This window comes from Lentzea fradiae, from assembly GCF_900100955.1.
Classification (GTDB): Bacteria; Actinomycetota; Actinomycetes; order Mycobacteriales; family Pseudonocardiaceae; genus Lentzea; species Lentzea fradiae.
Genome location: NZ_FNCC01000002.1, coordinates 521,191 through 537,764, shown reverse-complemented (window position 1 = coordinate 537,764; position 16,574 = coordinate 521,191). Strand labels below are relative to the sequence as shown.

Sequence of the window (16,574 nt, the reverse complement as noted above, 5' to 3'; positions counted from 1 at the left end):
ACGAGAAGGGCCCGCCGGAACTGTTCCGGCGGGCCCTTCTCGTCCGGGCAGAACCGCTTCTGGGGAAGAACCGCTCAGTCCTCGTCGCCGATGGTCTTCGGCGCGGCCTTCTTGGGCTTGCCCAGCAGGTCCTCGATCGTGCCGCTCAGCCGCTGCTTCGGCTTGTGCTCCTTGTCGCCGCCGCCCTGCTGGCCGCCCATCATCCCGCCCATCATGCCCATGCCGCCCATGCCCATCCCCATGCCGCCGGAAGCGCCCCCAGGACGGCCTCCCACGGCCGCGGCGGCCGTGGCGGTGCCCGCACCCCCGGCAGGGGCGGGAGCCTGCTCAGCGACGCCTGTGGCGCCACCGAACTGCATCGGGGACGCGGGCGTCGCGGCGGCGGGGACACCGGCCGAGCCGACGCCGCTGCCGGCACTACTTCCGGCACCACTTCCGGCACCGCCGACACCACCGGCCGCACCGCCGCCACCGGCCGGCACGGCGGCTCCGGCGGAGGCCGTCGCGGACGCCGTGGCCGCCTCGGGCAGCGTCACGGCCTGCTTGGCCGGTGCCGTGTAGGTCCAGTCCTTCTCGGGGTACCGGTGCTCCATCCGCACGGCGTCGAAGCCCCTGGCCTCACCGGAAAGCCCGTCGCACAGCCGGAGGAACGCCTCCATCACCTGGCGCGCCGACTCGTGCAGCTCGCGCACCGGTTCCTTGACGTCCTCGATGTGCCGGACCGCGCGCTGGTCGCCCTCCAGGGGCAGCGACGCCGTGCCCGACACCGAGTCGGCGACGTCGGCGAGCACGTGCGCCATGTCCTGCACGATGTCGCGCACGCCCTCGGCGGTCTCCTCCAACGCGTCCGCCATGGCGTTCATCGCGTCGGACATGTCCCCGCCCGCGAGCCCGACCTGGCGCATGTGGTCGAGGAACGCGTCCGCGTCCGCGCCCTGCCACCGCGCGTCCACACCGCCCAGCGGCGCCGAGACGTGCTTGGTCACCGCGTCGGTCACCTCGGCGGCCTTGCGCCAGCGCACGGCCTCCTCGCGCAGGTCGTTCCAGTCGCCCACCAGCGGGTCGAAGTAGTCGTGCACGAGGTCCACGACGCCGAGCTTGCGGCTCACCCGCGAGAGGTAGTCGAGCTCGGGAGCCACCTCGGCCGCGATCTGCCTGCCGTCCTTGGCCACGGGTCCCTACCTCCGGTCGGCCTTCTCGATGAGCCGCAGGCTCTCGTCCTCCTGGTGCCCGTGCTCCTTCGCGACGGCGTGCAGGCCCTTGGCGGCCGCGTCCAGCGTGTCGCAGGCACGGGCGAGCTGGGAGTTGAGCAGCTCCGCGGCCCGCGCGTATGCCTGGACGGTGCCCGCGGTCCTGCCGATCTCACCGAACGACTGCGGGCGTAGCGGCGTGACCTTCATGGCGTCCCGCACGCGCCTCAGATCGTCCGTCGTGCCGTCGATCCGGTCGGCGTACTGCTCCAGCCACTCCGGGTCGACGGATATCCGACCGGCCACGGCGTTCCCCTAACGAGTCCGGGTGCATTCGTCCGATTGGACGGTGCCGCACCCGGACCGGTTCCGCTACTTCCGGACGACCGCCTGCGGGTCGGTGATCGTGCCCTTCGGCGTGGGGATCGCGTCGTAGCTGCGGTTCGCCTCGTTCTTGTTGAGCTGCGGGCCCATCGGCAGCAGGCTCAGGATCTGGTTCGGCGCAGGCGGGAAGGTGCCGTCGAGGCCCAGCGCCGACGCGGTGGCCTGGTCCGGGACGCCGTAGCGGACCCCGCGGCCGGTGACGACCTGCACCGGGCCGGTCCCGAAGTCGCCCTTGCCCTGGCTCGCCCGCACGACGCCGGCCTTGCCCGGCAGCATCAGGAACTCGTCGATGATCTCGCCCGCGGCACCCGCCGCGTTCAGCTGCACCGGCGCCATGTCGGCGGGACCGGGCAGCTTCGAGCCGATCGTCACCGACGTGTGCTCGGCCTTGGTCTGCTCGGTGAAGTTCTCGGCCTTCCAGCCGAGGCAGACGACGGTGTTGCCGGCGTTCGCCTCCAGCGTCCTCGGGATCTTCGCCGGGTAGGAGTCGAGCGTCAGCGGCTTCGACGGGTTCTTGTTGCCGGACACCGCGTTCGGCGAGAGCTTGATCGGCTCCTTGGCGTTGGAGTACGCGAACCGCAGCAGGTCGCCGACGGTCTGGTCGATGTCCTGGAAACCGTCCTTGAGCGCCACCATGAACTGCGCGGAGCCGGTCAGGTCCACCGAGACGACCTCACCGATGTTCACCCGCGTCTCGGTCACGTACGTCGCCCGCTCGCCCTGGTTCTCGACCTCCGGCGCGACCAGCGGCGCGACCTCGGGGATGGCGTTGAGCAGCGCGGTGCTGATCGCGCGCGGCTGCTTGCCGCGCAGCCCCAGCGCGTTGAGCACCTTGTCGTCGCGGAGGTCCACCTCGGCGCGGACCGTCGACGACGAGATGTCGCGCAGGTTGTTGGGCTTCTTGTAGATCAGGTACGCCTTCTTCGCGCCGGTGCGCTGCTGCACCAGCACGGCCTCGTCGCCGAGCTCCGGGTTGCCGCCGCTCACACCGGCGATCACGGAGGTCCTGATCTGGTTCTCCACCGCCTGGTTCTCGCGGAACTCGTCCAGGTCGAGCGTGTCGCAGACCGACCACTGCGCGTCGATGCGCATCTCGGGCTTCGGCAGCACGTCCGGCGCGTCGGGCAGACCCGTGAGCCTGCCGCGCGGCAGGTTCGCGAGCGCCGCCTCGTCGACGAGCTTCGGCTCACCACCCGCGGCGCCCTGCGAGACCCCCGCGGTGCCGCCGGGGGCGTCGCCGCCACCGGCCTGCTCGTCGGGGCTGTTGCGGGAGAACCAGAGCAGCCGGGCCGACGCCAGGTTCGTCATCGGGATCAGCCTCCGCGGGGAGGAGTCCACGACGTAGACCTGGCCGCTCTCCTTGCTGATGGCGATCTGCGTCTGGTCGTCGAGCTTCGGCGCCGGCTTGAAGAGACCGAACACCAGGAAGCCGAGCAGACCGACGATCCCGAGGACCACACCGACCGCTGTCGCCCGCGAGTGGTTGCGCATGGGGTCATGCAGCATCACCGCGTCTCTGCGGACCAGAGCGGACTGCATCCGCCGCAGGACGAATTGGTAGGCCTGGACCTGTGACTTGGTGGTGGGTGTTGATGCCATTCTCGGCTCGCTGCTCTCCCAGTCGCGGTACGGTTCGGCAGGATAGCCGGACGCAGGTTGCTTCGTGGGCCGGTTCGCCAAGCCCACCGACCGTCGAGGGGAAAGAGACAACAACGGATGTCCGTGACCACTCCACATCCGCCCCGCCCCAACCCAGGGACGGCTCGGCCGCAGGGTCCAGGTGGACCAGGGGGTCCTGGCCGGCAGCCACCCGCGCCTCCTCGTCCGGTCGGACGTGTCCGTCGCAGAACGGCCAACGTCAGTCTTGGCTCCTTGCCCGTCTCGAACGTAGTCACGATCGAGATCGGTCTCGCCATCGCACTCCTCGTGCTGGCGTTGATGGGCGTGAAGAACGACGCGGGCGCGTTGAACGTCGTCTCCGTCTCAATTGCGGGCGGTGTGCTCTTCATCGCACTGGTGCTCGCCTTCACGCGGTCGCGCGGCCGTTGGCTGACCCAGTGGATCGGCGTCCGGCTGCGCTACAACTTCCGCTCGCACACCCGCACCGCGAAGCGCGTGGAGCAGGAGTCCAAGCCCGGTGACGACGAGCTGCCGGTGCTCGGCCCCGAGGACCCGCGCGTCGCGCTGCTGCGCCTCGCGATCCCGGACCTGGTGATCGCCAAGGGCGTCGACCACGAACGCCGCCCGCTCGCACTGGCGTGGCACGACGGCGTGTGGACCGCGGTGCTGCTGGTCGACCCGACCCCGCCGCTGATCTCCGCCGTCGGCACGGCACCGCCGCTGCCCCTGGGAGCGCTCGCACCGTGCCTGGAGGACCGCGGCGTGGTGCTGGACGCGATCACCGTGATCTGGCACTGCTACCCCGGCAGCGCGGCACTTCCGCCGAACGCCCCGGCCGTCGGCTCGTACCAGGAGGTGCTCGGCCCGCTGCCCGCGGCGGCCAGGCGCACCACGTGGATCACCGTCCGGCTCGACCCGCGCCGCTGCGGCGAGGCGATCAGGGAGCGCGGCGGCGGCGTCGTCGGCGCCCACCGCGCGCTGATCGGCGCGCTGTCCCGCGTCCGCAACGCGCTGGAGTCCGCCGGCGTCACGATCCGCCCGCTCGACTCGGACGAGCTGCTGCGCGCCGCGATCTCGTCGGCCGAGCTCACCGCGGCCGTCGGCAACACGAAGCCCGTGTCGCTGCGCGAGAAGTGGTCGGGCGTCACCGCGGGCGGCGTCGGCCACGCGAGCTACGCGATCACCGGCTGGCCGTCCAAGGGCCTCAAGGGCAACCTGAACTCCCTCACCGGTGTGCGCGCTCTCTCGTCCACTCTGGCCTTGTCGATCTCACCGTCCCGCGAGGACGGCCAGGTCTCGCTGCGCGGCCTGGTGCGGGTCAGCGCCCGCACCCCGAGCGAGCTCGACCGCGCCGACGACCAGCTCTCGAAGCTGAGCGACAAGCTCGACATCACGCTGACCCCGTTGCGGGGCGCGCAGCTCGCGGGTCTCGCCGCGACGCTGCCGCTGGGAGGTGCGGCATGAGCTCGTCGACCCGCCTGCTCGACTCGCGCGGCCGCGGCACGGTGGCACCGGAGTTCCTGGTGTCGCCGAACATGCTCGACCTGGTCAGCCCCAGCAGCGACCGCGGTGGCATGCTGCTCGGCCAGGGCCCCAAGGGCGAACCGCTCAGCGTGTCCGTGCTGCGCCCGACCCCGACCCGCATGGTCGCCGTGGGCGGCCTGTACCTGGCCCGCCAGATCGCCGTGCGCGCCATGGCGACCGGCGCGTGGATCATCATCGCGACCGGCCGCCCCCAGGCGTGGCAGCAGGTCGTGCGCGCCGCGGGCCAGGGCCCGGACGGCCGTCCGTCCCAACTGGTGCAGCTGCGCCGGCTGTCCCCGGCGGACCTCCCGCGCCCGACCGAGGACATGCCGCTGCTGGTGATCCACGACGGCGGCCACGTCCCGCAGGAGCTGTTCCCGCCCCGCGCCCCGTGGCAGACCACGATGTACGTCCTGCCGTACCTGCACCCGCAGGCGTCCACGACGGCGAACAACGCGGACCTCGTGCTGCTCCAGCGCCTCCCGATGGGCCAGGCCCAGCTGGCAGGACAGATGTGGCGCCTGCGCCCGCAGATGTTCCAGCAGCTGACCCAGCTCAAGGACGACCAGGTCATCGCGATGGGCCAGGACATGTGGGCGCACCTGCGCCTCTACACCACCCCGGCCGAACAGCAGATCCTCGGAGCAGTCCGCCGAGGCGACTGAGTTATCTGCCGCTGTGTTCGACGGCCGCCGCTCCGCGGCGGCGGCTCGTTCGTCTTGAGTCGGTCGTCCGGGTGCCGCTTCGGGCCGAATCGCCTCCGGCGGTTGACCCGAAGGGGCACCCGGACGACCGACACGAACTCGCAACCCCGAGCCCGGCCACGCCCGATCCGCGCCTGTTCCGCGTCCAGGCCGCGCCGACAGAAGCCAGCCAGTGCTCGCCCGATCCGCGCCCCAGTCCGCGCCGAGAGAAGCCAGCCGGTCCTCGCACGATCCGCGCCCGGCAGACGCCCACCCGGTCCGCGCCCCTCAGAATCCTGGCCGTCCACATCGGCGCCCCCGCCCGGCGAAGCGCCGACACAGCCCGATGCCCGGTGTCCCACCCGGCGATGCCTCGTCCGGTCGTTGCCCGGATCGCTCCGCGCGGCCCCTCTCTCGCCCCCTCTCCCGGCCCCCTGCCGCCCCTCTCCCGGCCGCTCTGCCGTTCCTCTCTTCTCCCCTCTCCCGGCCCCTCCGCCGGGTCGTCTTGCGGCCTCCGATAGCTTCGCTATGACCGCTTCGTCGTTCGGGACGCAATTGTTCTGTCCATAGATCAGCGGAACCAACTAATTCACATTCCGGCCAAATCTGTTGATTCGCCATTCGAACGTAATTTCGTGGACCGTCTTGTGGACAATCAGTCCGCGCCACTAAGAAAACTCTCACCTGCACAACCCTGCTACGAGGGAGCTTGCTGCTATGGGAGAATCGTGGGCCAGACGAGCGGCTGGAATCGGGCTGGTGGCGGGCACTGCGCTCGTCCTGTCGTCCGTGACGGCCACCGCTGCGCCCGAGGGGGAGATTCGTAACCTCGGGGCGCCCGGCGCGGTCAAGGACAACTACATCGTCGTGCTGAAGGACATGAGCACGACGAGCGTGGAAGCCCTGAGCGCCAAGTACAACGCGACGGTCAAGCACACCTACAAGACCGCATTGCGCGGCTTCTCGGCGCAAATGTCCGAATCCCAGGCGAAGCGTCTGGCAGCCGACCCGGCCGTCTCCTACGTAGAGCAGGACGGCGAGGTCCACCTCAGCGACACCCAGACCCCGACCCCGTCCTGGGGCCTCGACCGCATCGACCAGCAGTCGCTCCCGCTGGACGACAGCTACACCTACCCGAACCGCGGCGCGGGCGTCACCGCCTACATCATCGACACGGGCATCCGCTTCAGCCACACCGACTTCGGCGGCCGCGCCGTGTCGGGACGCGACACCGTTGACAACGATGACGACTCGACCGACTGCCAGGGCCACGGCACCCACGTCGCGGGCACCGTCGGCGGCACGAAGTACGGCGTCGCCAAGGACGTGAAGCTGGTCGCCGTCCGAGTCCTGAACTGCTCCGGCTCCGGCACCTTCGCGGGCGTCATCGCGGGCATCGACTGGGTCACCGAGGACGTCACCGGCAACCCGGCCAAGAAGCCCGCCGTGGCCAACATGTCCCTGGGCGGCGGCGCCAACCAGACCGTCGACGACGCGGTGGCACGCTCCATCGCGGCAGGCGTCACCTACGGCCTCGCAGCGGGCAACGACTACGGCGCCAACGCCTGCAGCACCTCACCGGCCCGCACCCCCGAAGCCATCACGGTCGGCTCGACCGACATCACCGACTCCCGCTCGGACTTCTCGAACATCGGCAACTGCCTCGACATCTTCGCGCCGGGCCGCAACATCACCAGCGCCTGGCTGACCAACGACGAGGCCACCAACACCATCAGCGGCACCTCGATGGCCACCCCGCACGTGGTGGGCGCGGCGGCGGTCTACCTGTCCTCGTACCCCGACTCGACCCCGCAGCAGGTCCGGGACGCCCTGGTCGACAACGCGACCAGCGACGTGGTCGGCAACCCCGGCAACGGCTCCCCGAACAAGCTCCTGCACATCGTCGGCGGCGCCCCCGGCTTCCCGCCCGGCGAGTGCCCGACCGCGACCAACGACACCCGCACGGACATCCCGGACGCCTCGTCGGTCACGTCGAGCATCGAGATCACCGACTGCCTCGGCAAGGCCAGCACCACCACCGCGGTGAGCGTCGACATCAAGCACACCTTCCGCGGCGACCTGGAACTGGCCCTGATCACCCCCTCAGGCGCCGTGAAGCTTCTGAAGGTCAACAACGGCAGCGACAGCGGCAAGGACCTGAAGGCCACCTACAAGGTGAACGTGGCCGCGGAGGACGCCAAGGGCATCTGGCAGCTGCGAGTCCGTGACGTCTACCGCCAGGACACCGGCTACATCGACTCCTGGACCCTCGACCTCTGACCCGCACACCAGCCATCGCATGGAGAAGCCCCCGGCACCCGCCGGGGGCTTCTCCATGCGCCAACCATCAAGACAACGTGCGAACCCGCCGGGTGACCTCAGCCCGAGCCGCCAGCTCCCCGTCCCCGGGAAAGTCGACCCGAACCAACGACAACCCGTGAGCAGGAGCCACGGAAACCCCGCTGGCCCGCCCGGAGAGCGACAACAACGAAGCGGGCCACTCAACCCCCTTCCGCCCCTCCCCCACGGCCAGCAGAGCCCCGATCAGAGACCGAACCATGGAGTGGCAGAAGGCATCAGCGGAAACGAACGCGGTGACAACACCATCCTCACCACGCTCCAACGACAACCGCTGCAACTCCCGAATCGTCGTGGCCCCCTCACGCCGCTTGCAGAACGCACAAAAGTCGTGCTCCCCCAGCAACAACTCGGCAGCAGCGTTCATGGCATCGACGTCCAACGCCCGAGGCCAGGCCAACGTGTCCAACCGCCGCAACGGATGCGCCCCGAAAGGCGAATCGGTGACCCGGTACTCGTAATGCCGCCGCAACGCCGAGAACCGGGCGTCAAAAGCAGCCGGCACCACCCGAGCCGAGAACACCCGCACGTCAGCGGGCAAAGCCCGGGCCAACCGCCGAGGCAGTCCGGGAACGTCGACCGAGTCAGGCAGATCCACGTGGGCGACCTGTCCGGTGGCGTGCACCCCGGCGTCGGTACGGCCGGCCACGGTCAGGACGACGTCCTCCCGCAACACCATCGACATGGTGTCCTCGAGGACGCCGCACACGGTGCGACGGGAAGGCTGCCGTGCCCAGCCGGAGAACTCGGTCCCGTCATACCCCAGGTCGAGGCGCACACGAACGAGCCCGCCGCCCCCGGAACCGGGAACGACGGGCTCGTCAGCAGACGTACCGCTCAGGACTTGTCCTCGGCCTTGGCCTCGGCACCCTCGGCGGGCTCGTCGGAGGCGTCCTTGGTGGCGGACTCGGGCGCCTCGGCGTCCTGGTCCTTCACCTCGTCGGCCTTGACCTCGTCAGCCTTGGTCTCCTCGACCTCGGCGGCCGCGGCCGGCTTCTCGTCCTTGGCGAACTTGGTCTTGCGCGCAGCCTCGGCCTCCGTGGAGACGAGCTTCTGCTGCACCAGCTCGATGATGGCCATGGGGGCGTTGTCGCCCTTGCGCGCCAGCGTCTTGGTGATGCGGGTGTAGCCACCGGAGCGGTCGCTGAAGAACGGACCGATCTCGGCGATCAGCTTGTGCACGACGTCCTTGTCGCGGATCACCTTCATGATCTCGCGGCGGTTGTGCAGGTCGCCGGCCTTCGCCTTGCTGATGAGCTTCTCGGCGTACGGACGCAGCCGCTTCGCCTTCGCCTCAGTGGTCTTGATCCGGCCGTGCTCGAACAGCGCCGTCGCCAGGTTGGCGAGCAGCAGCCGCTCGTGTGCCGGAGACCCACCGAGCCGGGGGCCCTTGGTAGGGGTGGGCATCGCTTGCTCCTGTAGTAGCTAAAGAGATCCTCTGCTCTGAGAGCGTCAGAGCTGCTCGGTCTCCGCGTAGTCCTGGCCGTCGTCGTGCGGGTCCAGGCCGGTGGCGGCACCCCAGCCGGTGTCACCGGCGTGGTAGTCCGACGCGGCGGCGGACGGGTCGAACCCAGGAGGCGAGTCCTTCAGGGCGAGGCCGAGGCCGACGAGCTTCATCTTGACCTCGTCGATCGACTTCGCACCGAAGTTGCGGATGTCCAGCAGGTCCGCCTCGCTGCGCGACACGAGCTCGCCGACGGTGTGGATGCCTTCCCGCTTGAGGCAGTTGTAGGACCGGACGGTGAGGTCCAGGTCCTCGATCGGCATCGCGAACGCGGCGATGGTGTCGGCCTCGGCCGGCGACGGGCCGATCTCGATGCCCTCGGCGTCGATGTTCAGCTCGCGAGCGAGGCCGAACAGCTCCACCAGGGTCTTGCCCGCGGAAGCGACCGCGTCCCTCGGGGTGATCGAGGGCTTGGTCTCCACGTCGAGGATCAGCTTGTCGAAGTCCGTGCGCTGCTCGACACGAGTCGCCTCGACCTTGTACGTCACCTTGAGAACCGGCGAGTAGATCGAGTCGACGGGGATGCGGCCGATCTCGGCGCCCGCCTGCTTGTTCTGGACAGCGGGGACGTAGCCGCGACCGCGCTCGACGACGAGCTCGATCTCCAGCTTCCCCTTGCCGTTCAGGGTCGCGATGTGCAGGTCGGGGTTGTGCACGGTGACACCGGCCGGAGGCACGATGTCGCCCGCGGTCACCACACCGGGGCCCTGCTTGCGCAGGTACATGGTCACCGGCTCGTCCTCCTCGGACGAGACGACGAGCTCCTTGAGGTTCAGGATGACGTCGGTGACGTCCTCCTTCACCCCGGGAACCGTGGTGAACTCGTGCAGCACGCCGTCGATCCGGATGCTCGTGACTGCGGCACCGGGGATCGACGAGAGCAGCGTGCGGCGGATCGAGTTGCCGAGCGTGTAACCGAAGCCCGGCTCCAGCGGTTCGATGACGAACCGGGAACGGGTCTCGGAGACCGCTTCCTCGCCGAGCGAGGGGCGCTGGGAAATCAGCACTGGGTTCAACCTTTCTACAACGACGCCCGCTATTTGACGCCGTCACGACGCCGGTGCGGAGACCGGCAAACGCACTCGGCACACCCTTCGCGCCGATGCGGGACCCGGCCCAGGTCGCCGTCCACGGGGGACGGTGACCCGGAGAGGATCACTTCGAGTAGAGCTCGACGATGAGCTGCTCGGTGACAGGCGTGTCGATCTGCGCGCGCTCGGGCAGCTGGTGCACGAGGATGCGCAGGTTCGACGGAACGACCTGCAGCCAAGCGGGAATCGGGCGGTCACCGAAGGACGCGCGGGCGGCCTCGAAGGGCAGCGTCGGCATGGACTTCGGCTTCACGTCGATGATGTCGAACTTCGACACCTGGTAGCTCGGGATGTTCACCTTGTGGCCGTTGACCAGGAAGTGCCCGTGGCTGACCAGCTGGCGAGCCTGGCGACGCGTGCGGGCGAGGCCCGCGCGGTACACCACGTTGTCGAGGCGGGCCTCGAGGATCTGGAGCAGGTTCTCGCCGGTCTTGCCCGGACGGCGAACCGCTTCCTTGTAGTAGCGCACGAACTGCTTCTCGAGCACGCCGTAGGTGTAGCGAGCCTTCTGCTTCTCCTGGAGCTGCAGCAGGTACTCGGACTCCTTGACCCGGCCACGGCCGTGCTGGCCGGGCGGGTACGGACGGCGCTCGAACGCCTGGTCCCCACCAACGAGGTCGACCTTGAGGCGACGCGAGATGCGCGTCGCGGGTCCCGTATAACGAGCCATGAGTTCTTACTCCTCCCCGTTCCTCAGACCCGGCGCCGCTTGGGCGGGCGGCAGCCGTTGTGAGGCTGCGGGGTCACGTCCTGGATGGTGCCGACCTCGAGACCGGCGGCCTGCAGCGAACGGATCGCGGTCTCACGGCCGGAGCCGGGACCCTTCACGAACACGTCCACCTTGCGCATGCCGTGCTCGGCGGCCTTGCGGGCGGCGTTCTCGGCAGCCATCTGCGCCGCGAACGGCGTGGACTTGCGCGAGCCCTTGAAGCCCACGTGGCCGGCGGACGCCCAGCTGATCACGTTGCCCATCGGGTCCGTGATGGACACGATGGTGTTGTTGAACGTGCTCTTGATGTGCGCCTGGCCGTGCGAGACGTTCTTCTTCTCCTTGCGCCGGACCTTCTTGACCCCGGCGCCCGTGCGGGACTTGGGTGGCAAAACAAACTCCTAAGTTGAGGACAACAGACCCGAGGTCTTACTTCTTGCCGGCCTTCTTCTTGCCGGCCACGGTCTTCTTCGGACCCTTGCGGGTACGGGCGTTCGTCTTCGTGCGCTGACCGCGAACGGGCAGGCCGCGACGGTGCCGAAGACCCTCGTAGCAACCGATCTCCATCTTGCGACGGATGTCGGCCGCGACCTCACGGCGAAGGTCACCCTCGACCTTGTAGTTCGTCTCGATGTGGTCCCGCAGCTTGGCGAGGTCGTCGTCCGTCAGATCCTTCACCCGGAGGTCCGGGGAGATCTCCGTGGCGGCGAGCAGCTCCTTGGAGCGCGTACGACCGATGCCGAAGATGTAGGTGAGCGCGATCTCCATCCGCTTTTCGCGGGGGAGGTCGACGCCAGCGAGTCGTGCCATGTGGCGGTTAACTCCTGTCGATTACTTCCAGGTCTGCTCCTCGCCCGGTTCCGGTGACTGACTCGCTGTGTGTCGTGTCCGGCTGCTCTCACAGCCGGTGTCCCGGCCCCGGCCTGGAATCCGGGGGTTGTCCGCACGCGTCGAAGCCCTGCGTGCGGCAGGTGCGAGGAGTGTCTCGTTACTGCGTCATCGAGGATCTCGACGAGCGCGAGTGGAACTGCTCAGCCCTGGCGCTGCTTGTGGCGCAGGTTCTCGCAGATCACCATGACCCGCCCGTGACGGCGGATCACCTTGCACTTGTCGCAGATCTTCTTGACGCTCGGCTGGACCTTCACGCCTGAGATCTCCTGCTATTGGAGGTCACTTGTAGCGGTAGACGATGCGCCCGCGGGACAGGTCGTAGGGCGAGAGCTCCACGACAACCCGGTCCTCAGGGAGGATGCGGATGTAGTGCTGTCGCATCTTGCCGCTGATGTGTGCGAGCACCTTGTGACCGTTCTCCAACTCGACGCGGAACATCGCGTTGGGGAGCGGCTCGACTACGCGGCCCTCGACCTCAATGGCCCCGTCCTTCTTGCCCATGTCCTCCGCGTTTCGTGACGGTGATAGAAACAGTGGACGCGCGTCAGCCCGGTTCGATCTCACCTGCGAGGGCATGACTGAACCGGCGCGAGTGGTGCGCCACCTGACCAGTGTACGCAGGTCCCCCCGCCAACCCAAATCGGGGTCCTCCGCGAACCGCTCGGCCCCGCCCGCCTGATCAGGCGGACGGGGCCGGTGACGAACTGGAGGCTCAGCCCTCCTCGGGCGCGGTCAGCACCCAGGGTCCGTCCTCGGTGATGGCGACGCTGTGCTCCCAATGCGCGGCCCGCGTGCCGTCGAGCGTGGTGACGGTCCAGCCGTCCTCCAGCTCCTGGGAGTCGTCGGTGCCGAGCGTCAGCATCGGCTCGATCGCGATGGCCATGCCGACCTTGAGCTTCGGCCCCTTGCCGGGCTTGCCGTAGTTCGGCAGGAACGGGTCCATGTGCATCTTGGTGCCGATGCCGTGGCCGCCGTAGTCCGCGACGATGCCGTACTCGATGCCGTCGCGCTCGCCCGACTCGATGGCCGAGGACTCGATGGCGAACGAGATGTCCGTGAGCCGCCCGCCGGGGACCGCCGCCTCGATGCCCGCGAGCATCGACAGCCGGGTCGCCTCGGACAGCCTGTGGTCGGCGGGCGACAGCTCGCCGACACCGACCGTGACGGCCGAGTCGCCGTGCCAGCCGTCGAGGATCGCGCCGCAGTCGATGGAGATCAGGTCGCCTTCGGCCAGGACCTGGGTCCTGCTGGGGATGCCGTGGACGATCTGGTCGTTCACCGAGGCGCAGATGCTCGCCGGGAAGCCGTGGTAGCCCTTGAACGACGGGATGGCGCCGGCGTCGCGGATGGTCTGCTCGGCGATCTCGTCGAGCTCCCACGTGGACACGCCGGGCTTCACCGCGTCGACGACGTTGCGCAGTGCCTTCGCCACGACCAGGCCGGAGGCGCGCATGGCCTCCAGCTGGCCGCGGGTCTTGATCTCGATCATGCGTTCACTACCCGTGACGACGGAGCGGAGCCGGTCAAGCAGTCCACCGGTCACTTCTCGTCGCGCAGGGAGTGCAGCGCGGCGAGCGCCCGCTCGCTGATCTCGTCGATCTCGCCGACGGCGTCGATGGAGACGACCTTGTCGGCGTAGTAGTCGAGCAGCGGCGCGGTCTCGTTGCGGTACACCTGCTGGCGGTGCCGGATGACCTCTTCCTTGTCGTCCGTGCGACCGCGGGCGAGCAGCCGCTCCACCACGACGTCCTCGTCGACCCGGAACTCCAGCACCGCGTCGAGCTTGTGCCCGCCCACAGCGAGGAACTCACCCAGCTTGTCCGCCTGCGCGACGTTGCGCGGGAACCCGTCGAGCAGGAACCCGTTCGCGGCGTCGGGGTCGGCCAGACGCTTGCGGACCATCTCGTTCGTGATGGAGTCCGGCACGAGCGCGCCCTCGTCGAGGATGCTCTGCACCTCGAGGCCGAGCTCGGTCTGGTTGCTGATGTGTGACCGGAAGAGGTCGCCCGTCGAGATGTGCGGCACACCGAGCTTGCGGCTCAGCACTTCGGCCTGGGTGCCCTTGCCCGCACCCGGCGGGCCAACGAGAACGAGTCGCATCTAGCGGAGGAACCCTTCGTAATTGCGCTGCATGAGCTGGCTCTCGATCTGCTTCACGGTGTCGAGACCGACACCGACCATGATCAGAACCGCGGTGCCGCCGAACGGGAAGTTCTGGTTCTGGCCGTCACCGGTCAGGTCCAGGAACAGGTTCGGCAGGATCGCCACGATGCCGAGGTAGAGCGAACCGGGGAGCGTGATGCGACCCAGGACGAACTTGAGGTACTCGGCGGTCGGGCGACCAGGACGGATGCCGGGGATGAAGCCACCGAACTTCTTCATCTCGTCAGCGCGCTCGTCCGGGTTGAACGTGATGCCGACGTAGAAGTACGTGAAGAAGACGATCAGCAGGAAGTACGACGCGATGTGCACCCAGCTCGACTGCTTGACCAGGTAGGTCTGGACGAACGTCGAGAACCAGTTCGGCTCGGCCGAGGAGCCCTGGGTGAGCCGCACGATCAGGTCCGGCAGGTAGAGCAGCGACGAGGCGAAGATGACCGGGATGACGCCGGCCTGGTTCACCTTGAGGGGGAGGTACGTCGACGTGCCGCCGTACATGCGGCGGCCGATCATGCGCTTCGCGTACTGCACCGGGATGCGACGCTGGGCCTGCTCGACGTAGATGACGCTCGCGATGATGACCAGAGCGGCCACGCAGACGAGGACGAAGGTGACCGTGCTCTTGTCGAGGATGTTCTTGCCCTCGGCGGGGATGCGGGCGGCGATACCGGTGAAGATCAGCAACGACATGCCGTTGCCGATGCCCTTCTCGGTGATGAGCTCGCCCAGCCACATGATGACCGAGGTACCGGCGGTCATGGTGATGACCAGCACGATGAGGGTGAAGAGGCTGTCCTTGCCGGGGATGACGTCCTGGTCGCACTCACCGAACAGCTGCCCGCGCACCGCCAGCGCCACGAGACCGGTCGACTGCAGGATCGCGAGACCGATCGTCAGGTACCGCGTGTACTGCGTCAGCTTGCCCTGACCGGCCTGCCCTTCCTTCTTCAGCTGCTCGAACCGCGGGATCACCACGGTGAGGAGCTGGATGATGATGCTCGCGGTGATGTAGGGCATGATCCCCAGCGCGAACACCGACAGGTTGAGCAGAGCGCCACCGCTGAACAGGTTGATCAGCGAGTAGATGTTCTGGCCTTCGAGCTGTTCGGCACACGCCCGCACGTTCTTGAAGGACACGCCCGGCGCGGGCATGGTCGCACCAAGCCGGTACACAACGATGATCCCGAGCGTGAACAGGATCTTCTTGCGTAGATCCGGCGTCGCGAGAGCCGAGCGGAATGCGCCGAGCACGCGAACCTCCTGAGCGTTGCCGACCCCCAGGGACCGGCACATGCGGTAGTTGGCAGGCCGCAGCAGGCAGCCACGACCAAGCAACCCGGAGGACATCCGGGTTCAGCCCGCGACTCTAACAGTCCCCCACGACCTGGCCGTACCCAGTGGCCAATCACAGGTTGCAACTCGTTGATCTCCCACCGGCACACTAGCCCGTCCGGGGTAGAAACTCCGCGAATTCCATGCTACGAACAGGCATTTCTCACCCCCGCGAACGTTTGCGCACCCCCGGCTGTTCCCACTCGGGTACCAAATCTTTCAGCTGACCGCAGAACCCTCCTGGAACACGACTGGACGACCTCCGCGCACCCGGCAGAGCTCGTGCCGGCAGCCGTCGCACGGAAGCAACGACAACGGCCTGGCGGGATGCGCCCCGGGTCAGCCCCCTGGCACGGCCCAGACTCGGTCGGCCCGGCCCCGGGTCCACCCCTGGCCAGCACAGGCCCCCCACGACCCCCTCAGGTGCGACCCCGCCCCCACACCAAACGCCGAAGGGCCCCGAGGCACGAAGCCTCGGGGCCCTTCAAGCCAAGCAGCGCGGGTCACGCCACGGTGGAAGACCCACCGGCAGCGGCCAGCTTCTCCACAGCGGACTTGGAGAACTTGTTCGCGGTGACGTCGAGCTTGACGCTCACCTCACCGTCGCCCAGCACCTTGACGAGCGAGCCCTTGCGGACGAGCCCGGCCAGGACCAGCGCCGCGACGTCGACCGAACCGCCCTCGGGGAACGAGGCCGCGATGTCGGAGACGTTCACGACCTGGTACTCGGTGCGGAACGGGTTCTTGAAGCCCTTGAGCTTCGGGAGCCGCATGTGCAGCGGCATCTGGCCACCTTCGAAGCGCGGCGAGACGTTCTTGCGAGCGCCCGTGCCCTTCGTACCGCGGCCGGCCGTCTTGCCCTTGGAGCCCTCACCGCGGCCGACGCGGGTCTTGGCGGTCTTGGCTCCGGGGGCGGGACGCAGGTCGTGGATCTTGATGGTCACGACTGGACCTCCTCAACAACCACCAGGTGCCGCACGGTGTGGATCAGACCGAGCACCTGGGGGGTGTCCTCACGCACGACCGACTGGCGGATCTTGCGCAGCCCGAGGGTGCGCATCGACTCGCGGTGGTTGTGCTTGGTACCGATGGTGCTGCGCACCTGGGTGATCTTGAGCTGAGCCATGA

Annotated in this window: 19 protein-coding genes; 3 read left to right on the top strand and 16 right to left on the bottom strand. The window is 68.6% G+C overall.

The genetic code is table 11. The annotated features are described in order from the left end of the window. Positions 1 to 74: 74 nt before the first annotated feature. The 3 genes from BLT23_RS40580 to eccB form a co-directional block, all read right to left on the bottom strand. Positions 75 to 1,172 carry a WXG100 family type VII secretion target gene (locus BLT23_RS40580; RefSeq protein WP_090046612.1) on the bottom strand — a complete coding sequence of 366 codons (1,098 nt, stop codon included), beginning with the start codon at positions 1,170 to 1,172 and terminating at the stop codon, positions 75 to 77. Between the two features lie 6 nt (positions 1,173 to 1,178). Then, entirely contained in the window at positions 1,179 to 1,496 is a 318-nt protein-coding gene (locus tag BLT23_RS06730; RefSeq protein ID WP_090046610.1) for a hypothetical protein, read from the bottom strand. 66 nt (positions 1,497 to 1,562) lie between these two features. Beyond that, positions 1,563 to 3,173 carry a type VII secretion protein EccB gene (gene eccB / locus BLT23_RS06725; RefSeq protein WP_090046608.1) on the bottom strand — a complete coding sequence of 537 codons (1,611 nt, stop codon included), beginning with the start codon at positions 3,171 to 3,173 and terminating at the stop codon, positions 1,563 to 1,565. A 117-nt stretch (positions 3,174 to 3,290) separates the two neighbouring features. On the opposite strand from eccB, the gene eccE reads away from it, so the two are divergent. The 3 genes from eccE (at position 3,291) to BLT23_RS06710 (ending at position 7,681) form a co-directional block, all read left to right on the top strand. Then, positions 3,291 to 4,658, top strand: a complete 1,368-nt coding sequence (gene eccE / locus BLT23_RS06720) for a type VII secretion protein EccE (protein ID WP_090046606.1) — start codon at positions 3,291 to 3,293, stop codon at positions 4,656 to 4,658. After that, the gene (locus tag BLT23_RS06715) at positions 4,655 to 5,383 is read left to right on the top strand and encodes a hypothetical protein (RefSeq protein ID WP_090046604.1); all 729 of its coding nucleotides are present in this window, start codon (positions 4,655 to 4,657) and stop codon (positions 5,381 to 5,383) included. Before eccE ends, BLT23_RS06715 begins: the two co-directional genes overlap by 4 nt. Positions 5,384 to 6,118: 735 nt before the next feature. Then, complete coding sequence (locus BLT23_RS06710) at positions 6,119 to 7,681, top strand: S8 family peptidase (RefSeq protein ID WP_090046602.1); 1,563 nt, start codon at positions 6,119 to 6,121, stop codon at positions 7,679 to 7,681. Positions 7,682 to 7,748: 67 nt separating this feature from the next. Here the strand turns inward: BLT23_RS06710 and truA are convergent, their stop codons facing one another. The 13 genes from truA to rpmD form a co-directional block, all read right to left on the bottom strand. Next, positions 7,749 to 8,537, bottom strand: a complete 789-nt coding sequence (gene truA / locus BLT23_RS06705) for a tRNA pseudouridine(38-40) synthase TruA (RefSeq protein WP_176946626.1) — start codon at positions 8,535 to 8,537, stop codon at positions 7,749 to 7,751. A gap of 59 nt (positions 8,538 to 8,596) precedes the next feature. Continuing rightward, positions 8,597 to 9,166 carry a 50S ribosomal protein L17 gene (rplQ, locus tag BLT23_RS06700; protein WP_090046598.1) on the bottom strand — a complete coding sequence of 190 codons (570 nt, stop codon included), beginning with the start codon at positions 9,164 to 9,166 and terminating at the stop codon, positions 8,597 to 8,599. 45 nt (positions 9,167 to 9,211) lie between these two features. Next, positions 9,212 to 10,270, bottom strand: coding sequence for a DNA-directed RNA polymerase subunit alpha (locus BLT23_RS06695; RefSeq protein ID WP_090046596.1), 1,059 nt, complete (start codon positions 10,268 to 10,270; stop codon positions 9,212 to 9,214). Positions 10,271 to 10,418: 148 nt separating this feature from the next. Continuing rightward, complete coding sequence (gene rpsD / locus BLT23_RS06690) at positions 10,419 to 11,024, bottom strand: 30S ribosomal protein S4 (RefSeq protein ID WP_030472035.1); 606 nt, start codon at positions 11,022 to 11,024, stop codon at positions 10,419 to 10,421. Between the two features lie 23 nt (positions 11,025 to 11,047). Beyond that, complete coding sequence (gene rpsK, locus BLT23_RS06685) at positions 11,048 to 11,455, bottom strand: 30S ribosomal protein S11 (protein WP_033436732.1); 408 nt, start codon at positions 11,453 to 11,455, stop codon at positions 11,048 to 11,050. A gap of 37 nt (positions 11,456 to 11,492) precedes the next feature. Beyond that, positions 11,493 to 11,873 carry a 30S ribosomal protein S13 gene (gene rpsM, locus BLT23_RS06680; protein ID WP_045309821.1) on the bottom strand — a complete coding sequence of 127 codons (381 nt, stop codon included), beginning with the start codon at positions 11,871 to 11,873 and terminating at the stop codon, positions 11,493 to 11,495. A 221-nt stretch (positions 11,874 to 12,094) separates the two neighbouring features. Continuing rightward, complete coding sequence (gene rpmJ / locus BLT23_RS06675; protein WP_010148647.1) at positions 12,095 to 12,208, bottom strand: 50S ribosomal protein L36; 114 nt, start codon at positions 12,206 to 12,208, stop codon at positions 12,095 to 12,097. A gap of 25 nt (positions 12,209 to 12,233) precedes the next feature. Next, positions 12,234 to 12,455, bottom strand: a complete 222-nt coding sequence (gene infA / locus BLT23_RS06670; RefSeq protein WP_005166804.1) for a translation initiation factor IF-1 — start codon at positions 12,453 to 12,455, stop codon at positions 12,234 to 12,236. Positions 12,456 to 12,666: 211 nt separating this feature from the next. After that, complete coding sequence (map, locus tag BLT23_RS06665; protein WP_090046921.1) at positions 12,667 to 13,443, bottom strand: type I methionyl aminopeptidase; 777 nt, start codon at positions 13,441 to 13,443, stop codon at positions 12,667 to 12,669. A gap of 50 nt (positions 13,444 to 13,493) precedes the next feature. Beyond that, positions 13,494 to 14,054: an adenylate kinase gene (locus tag BLT23_RS06660; RefSeq protein ID WP_090046591.1), complete on the bottom strand. Its 561-nt coding sequence runs from the start codon at positions 14,052 to 14,054 to the stop codon at positions 13,494 to 13,496. Then, positions 14,055 to 15,365, bottom strand: coding sequence for a preprotein translocase subunit SecY (gene secY / locus BLT23_RS06655; protein ID WP_090046589.1), 1,311 nt, complete (start codon positions 15,363 to 15,365; stop codon positions 14,055 to 14,057). A 584-nt stretch (positions 15,366 to 15,949) separates the two neighbouring features. Further along, positions 15,950 to 16,390, bottom strand: coding sequence for a 50S ribosomal protein L15 (gene rplO / locus BLT23_RS06650; protein ID WP_090046587.1), 441 nt, complete (start codon positions 16,388 to 16,390; stop codon positions 15,950 to 15,952). Further along, positions 16,387 to 16,572, bottom strand: a complete 186-nt coding sequence (rpmD, locus tag BLT23_RS06645) for a 50S ribosomal protein L30 (RefSeq protein WP_090046919.1) — start codon at positions 16,570 to 16,572, stop codon at positions 16,387 to 16,389. The genes rplO and rpmD overlap by 4 nt, the downstream gene beginning before the upstream one ends. Positions 16,573 to 16,574: the final 2 nt, after the last annotated feature.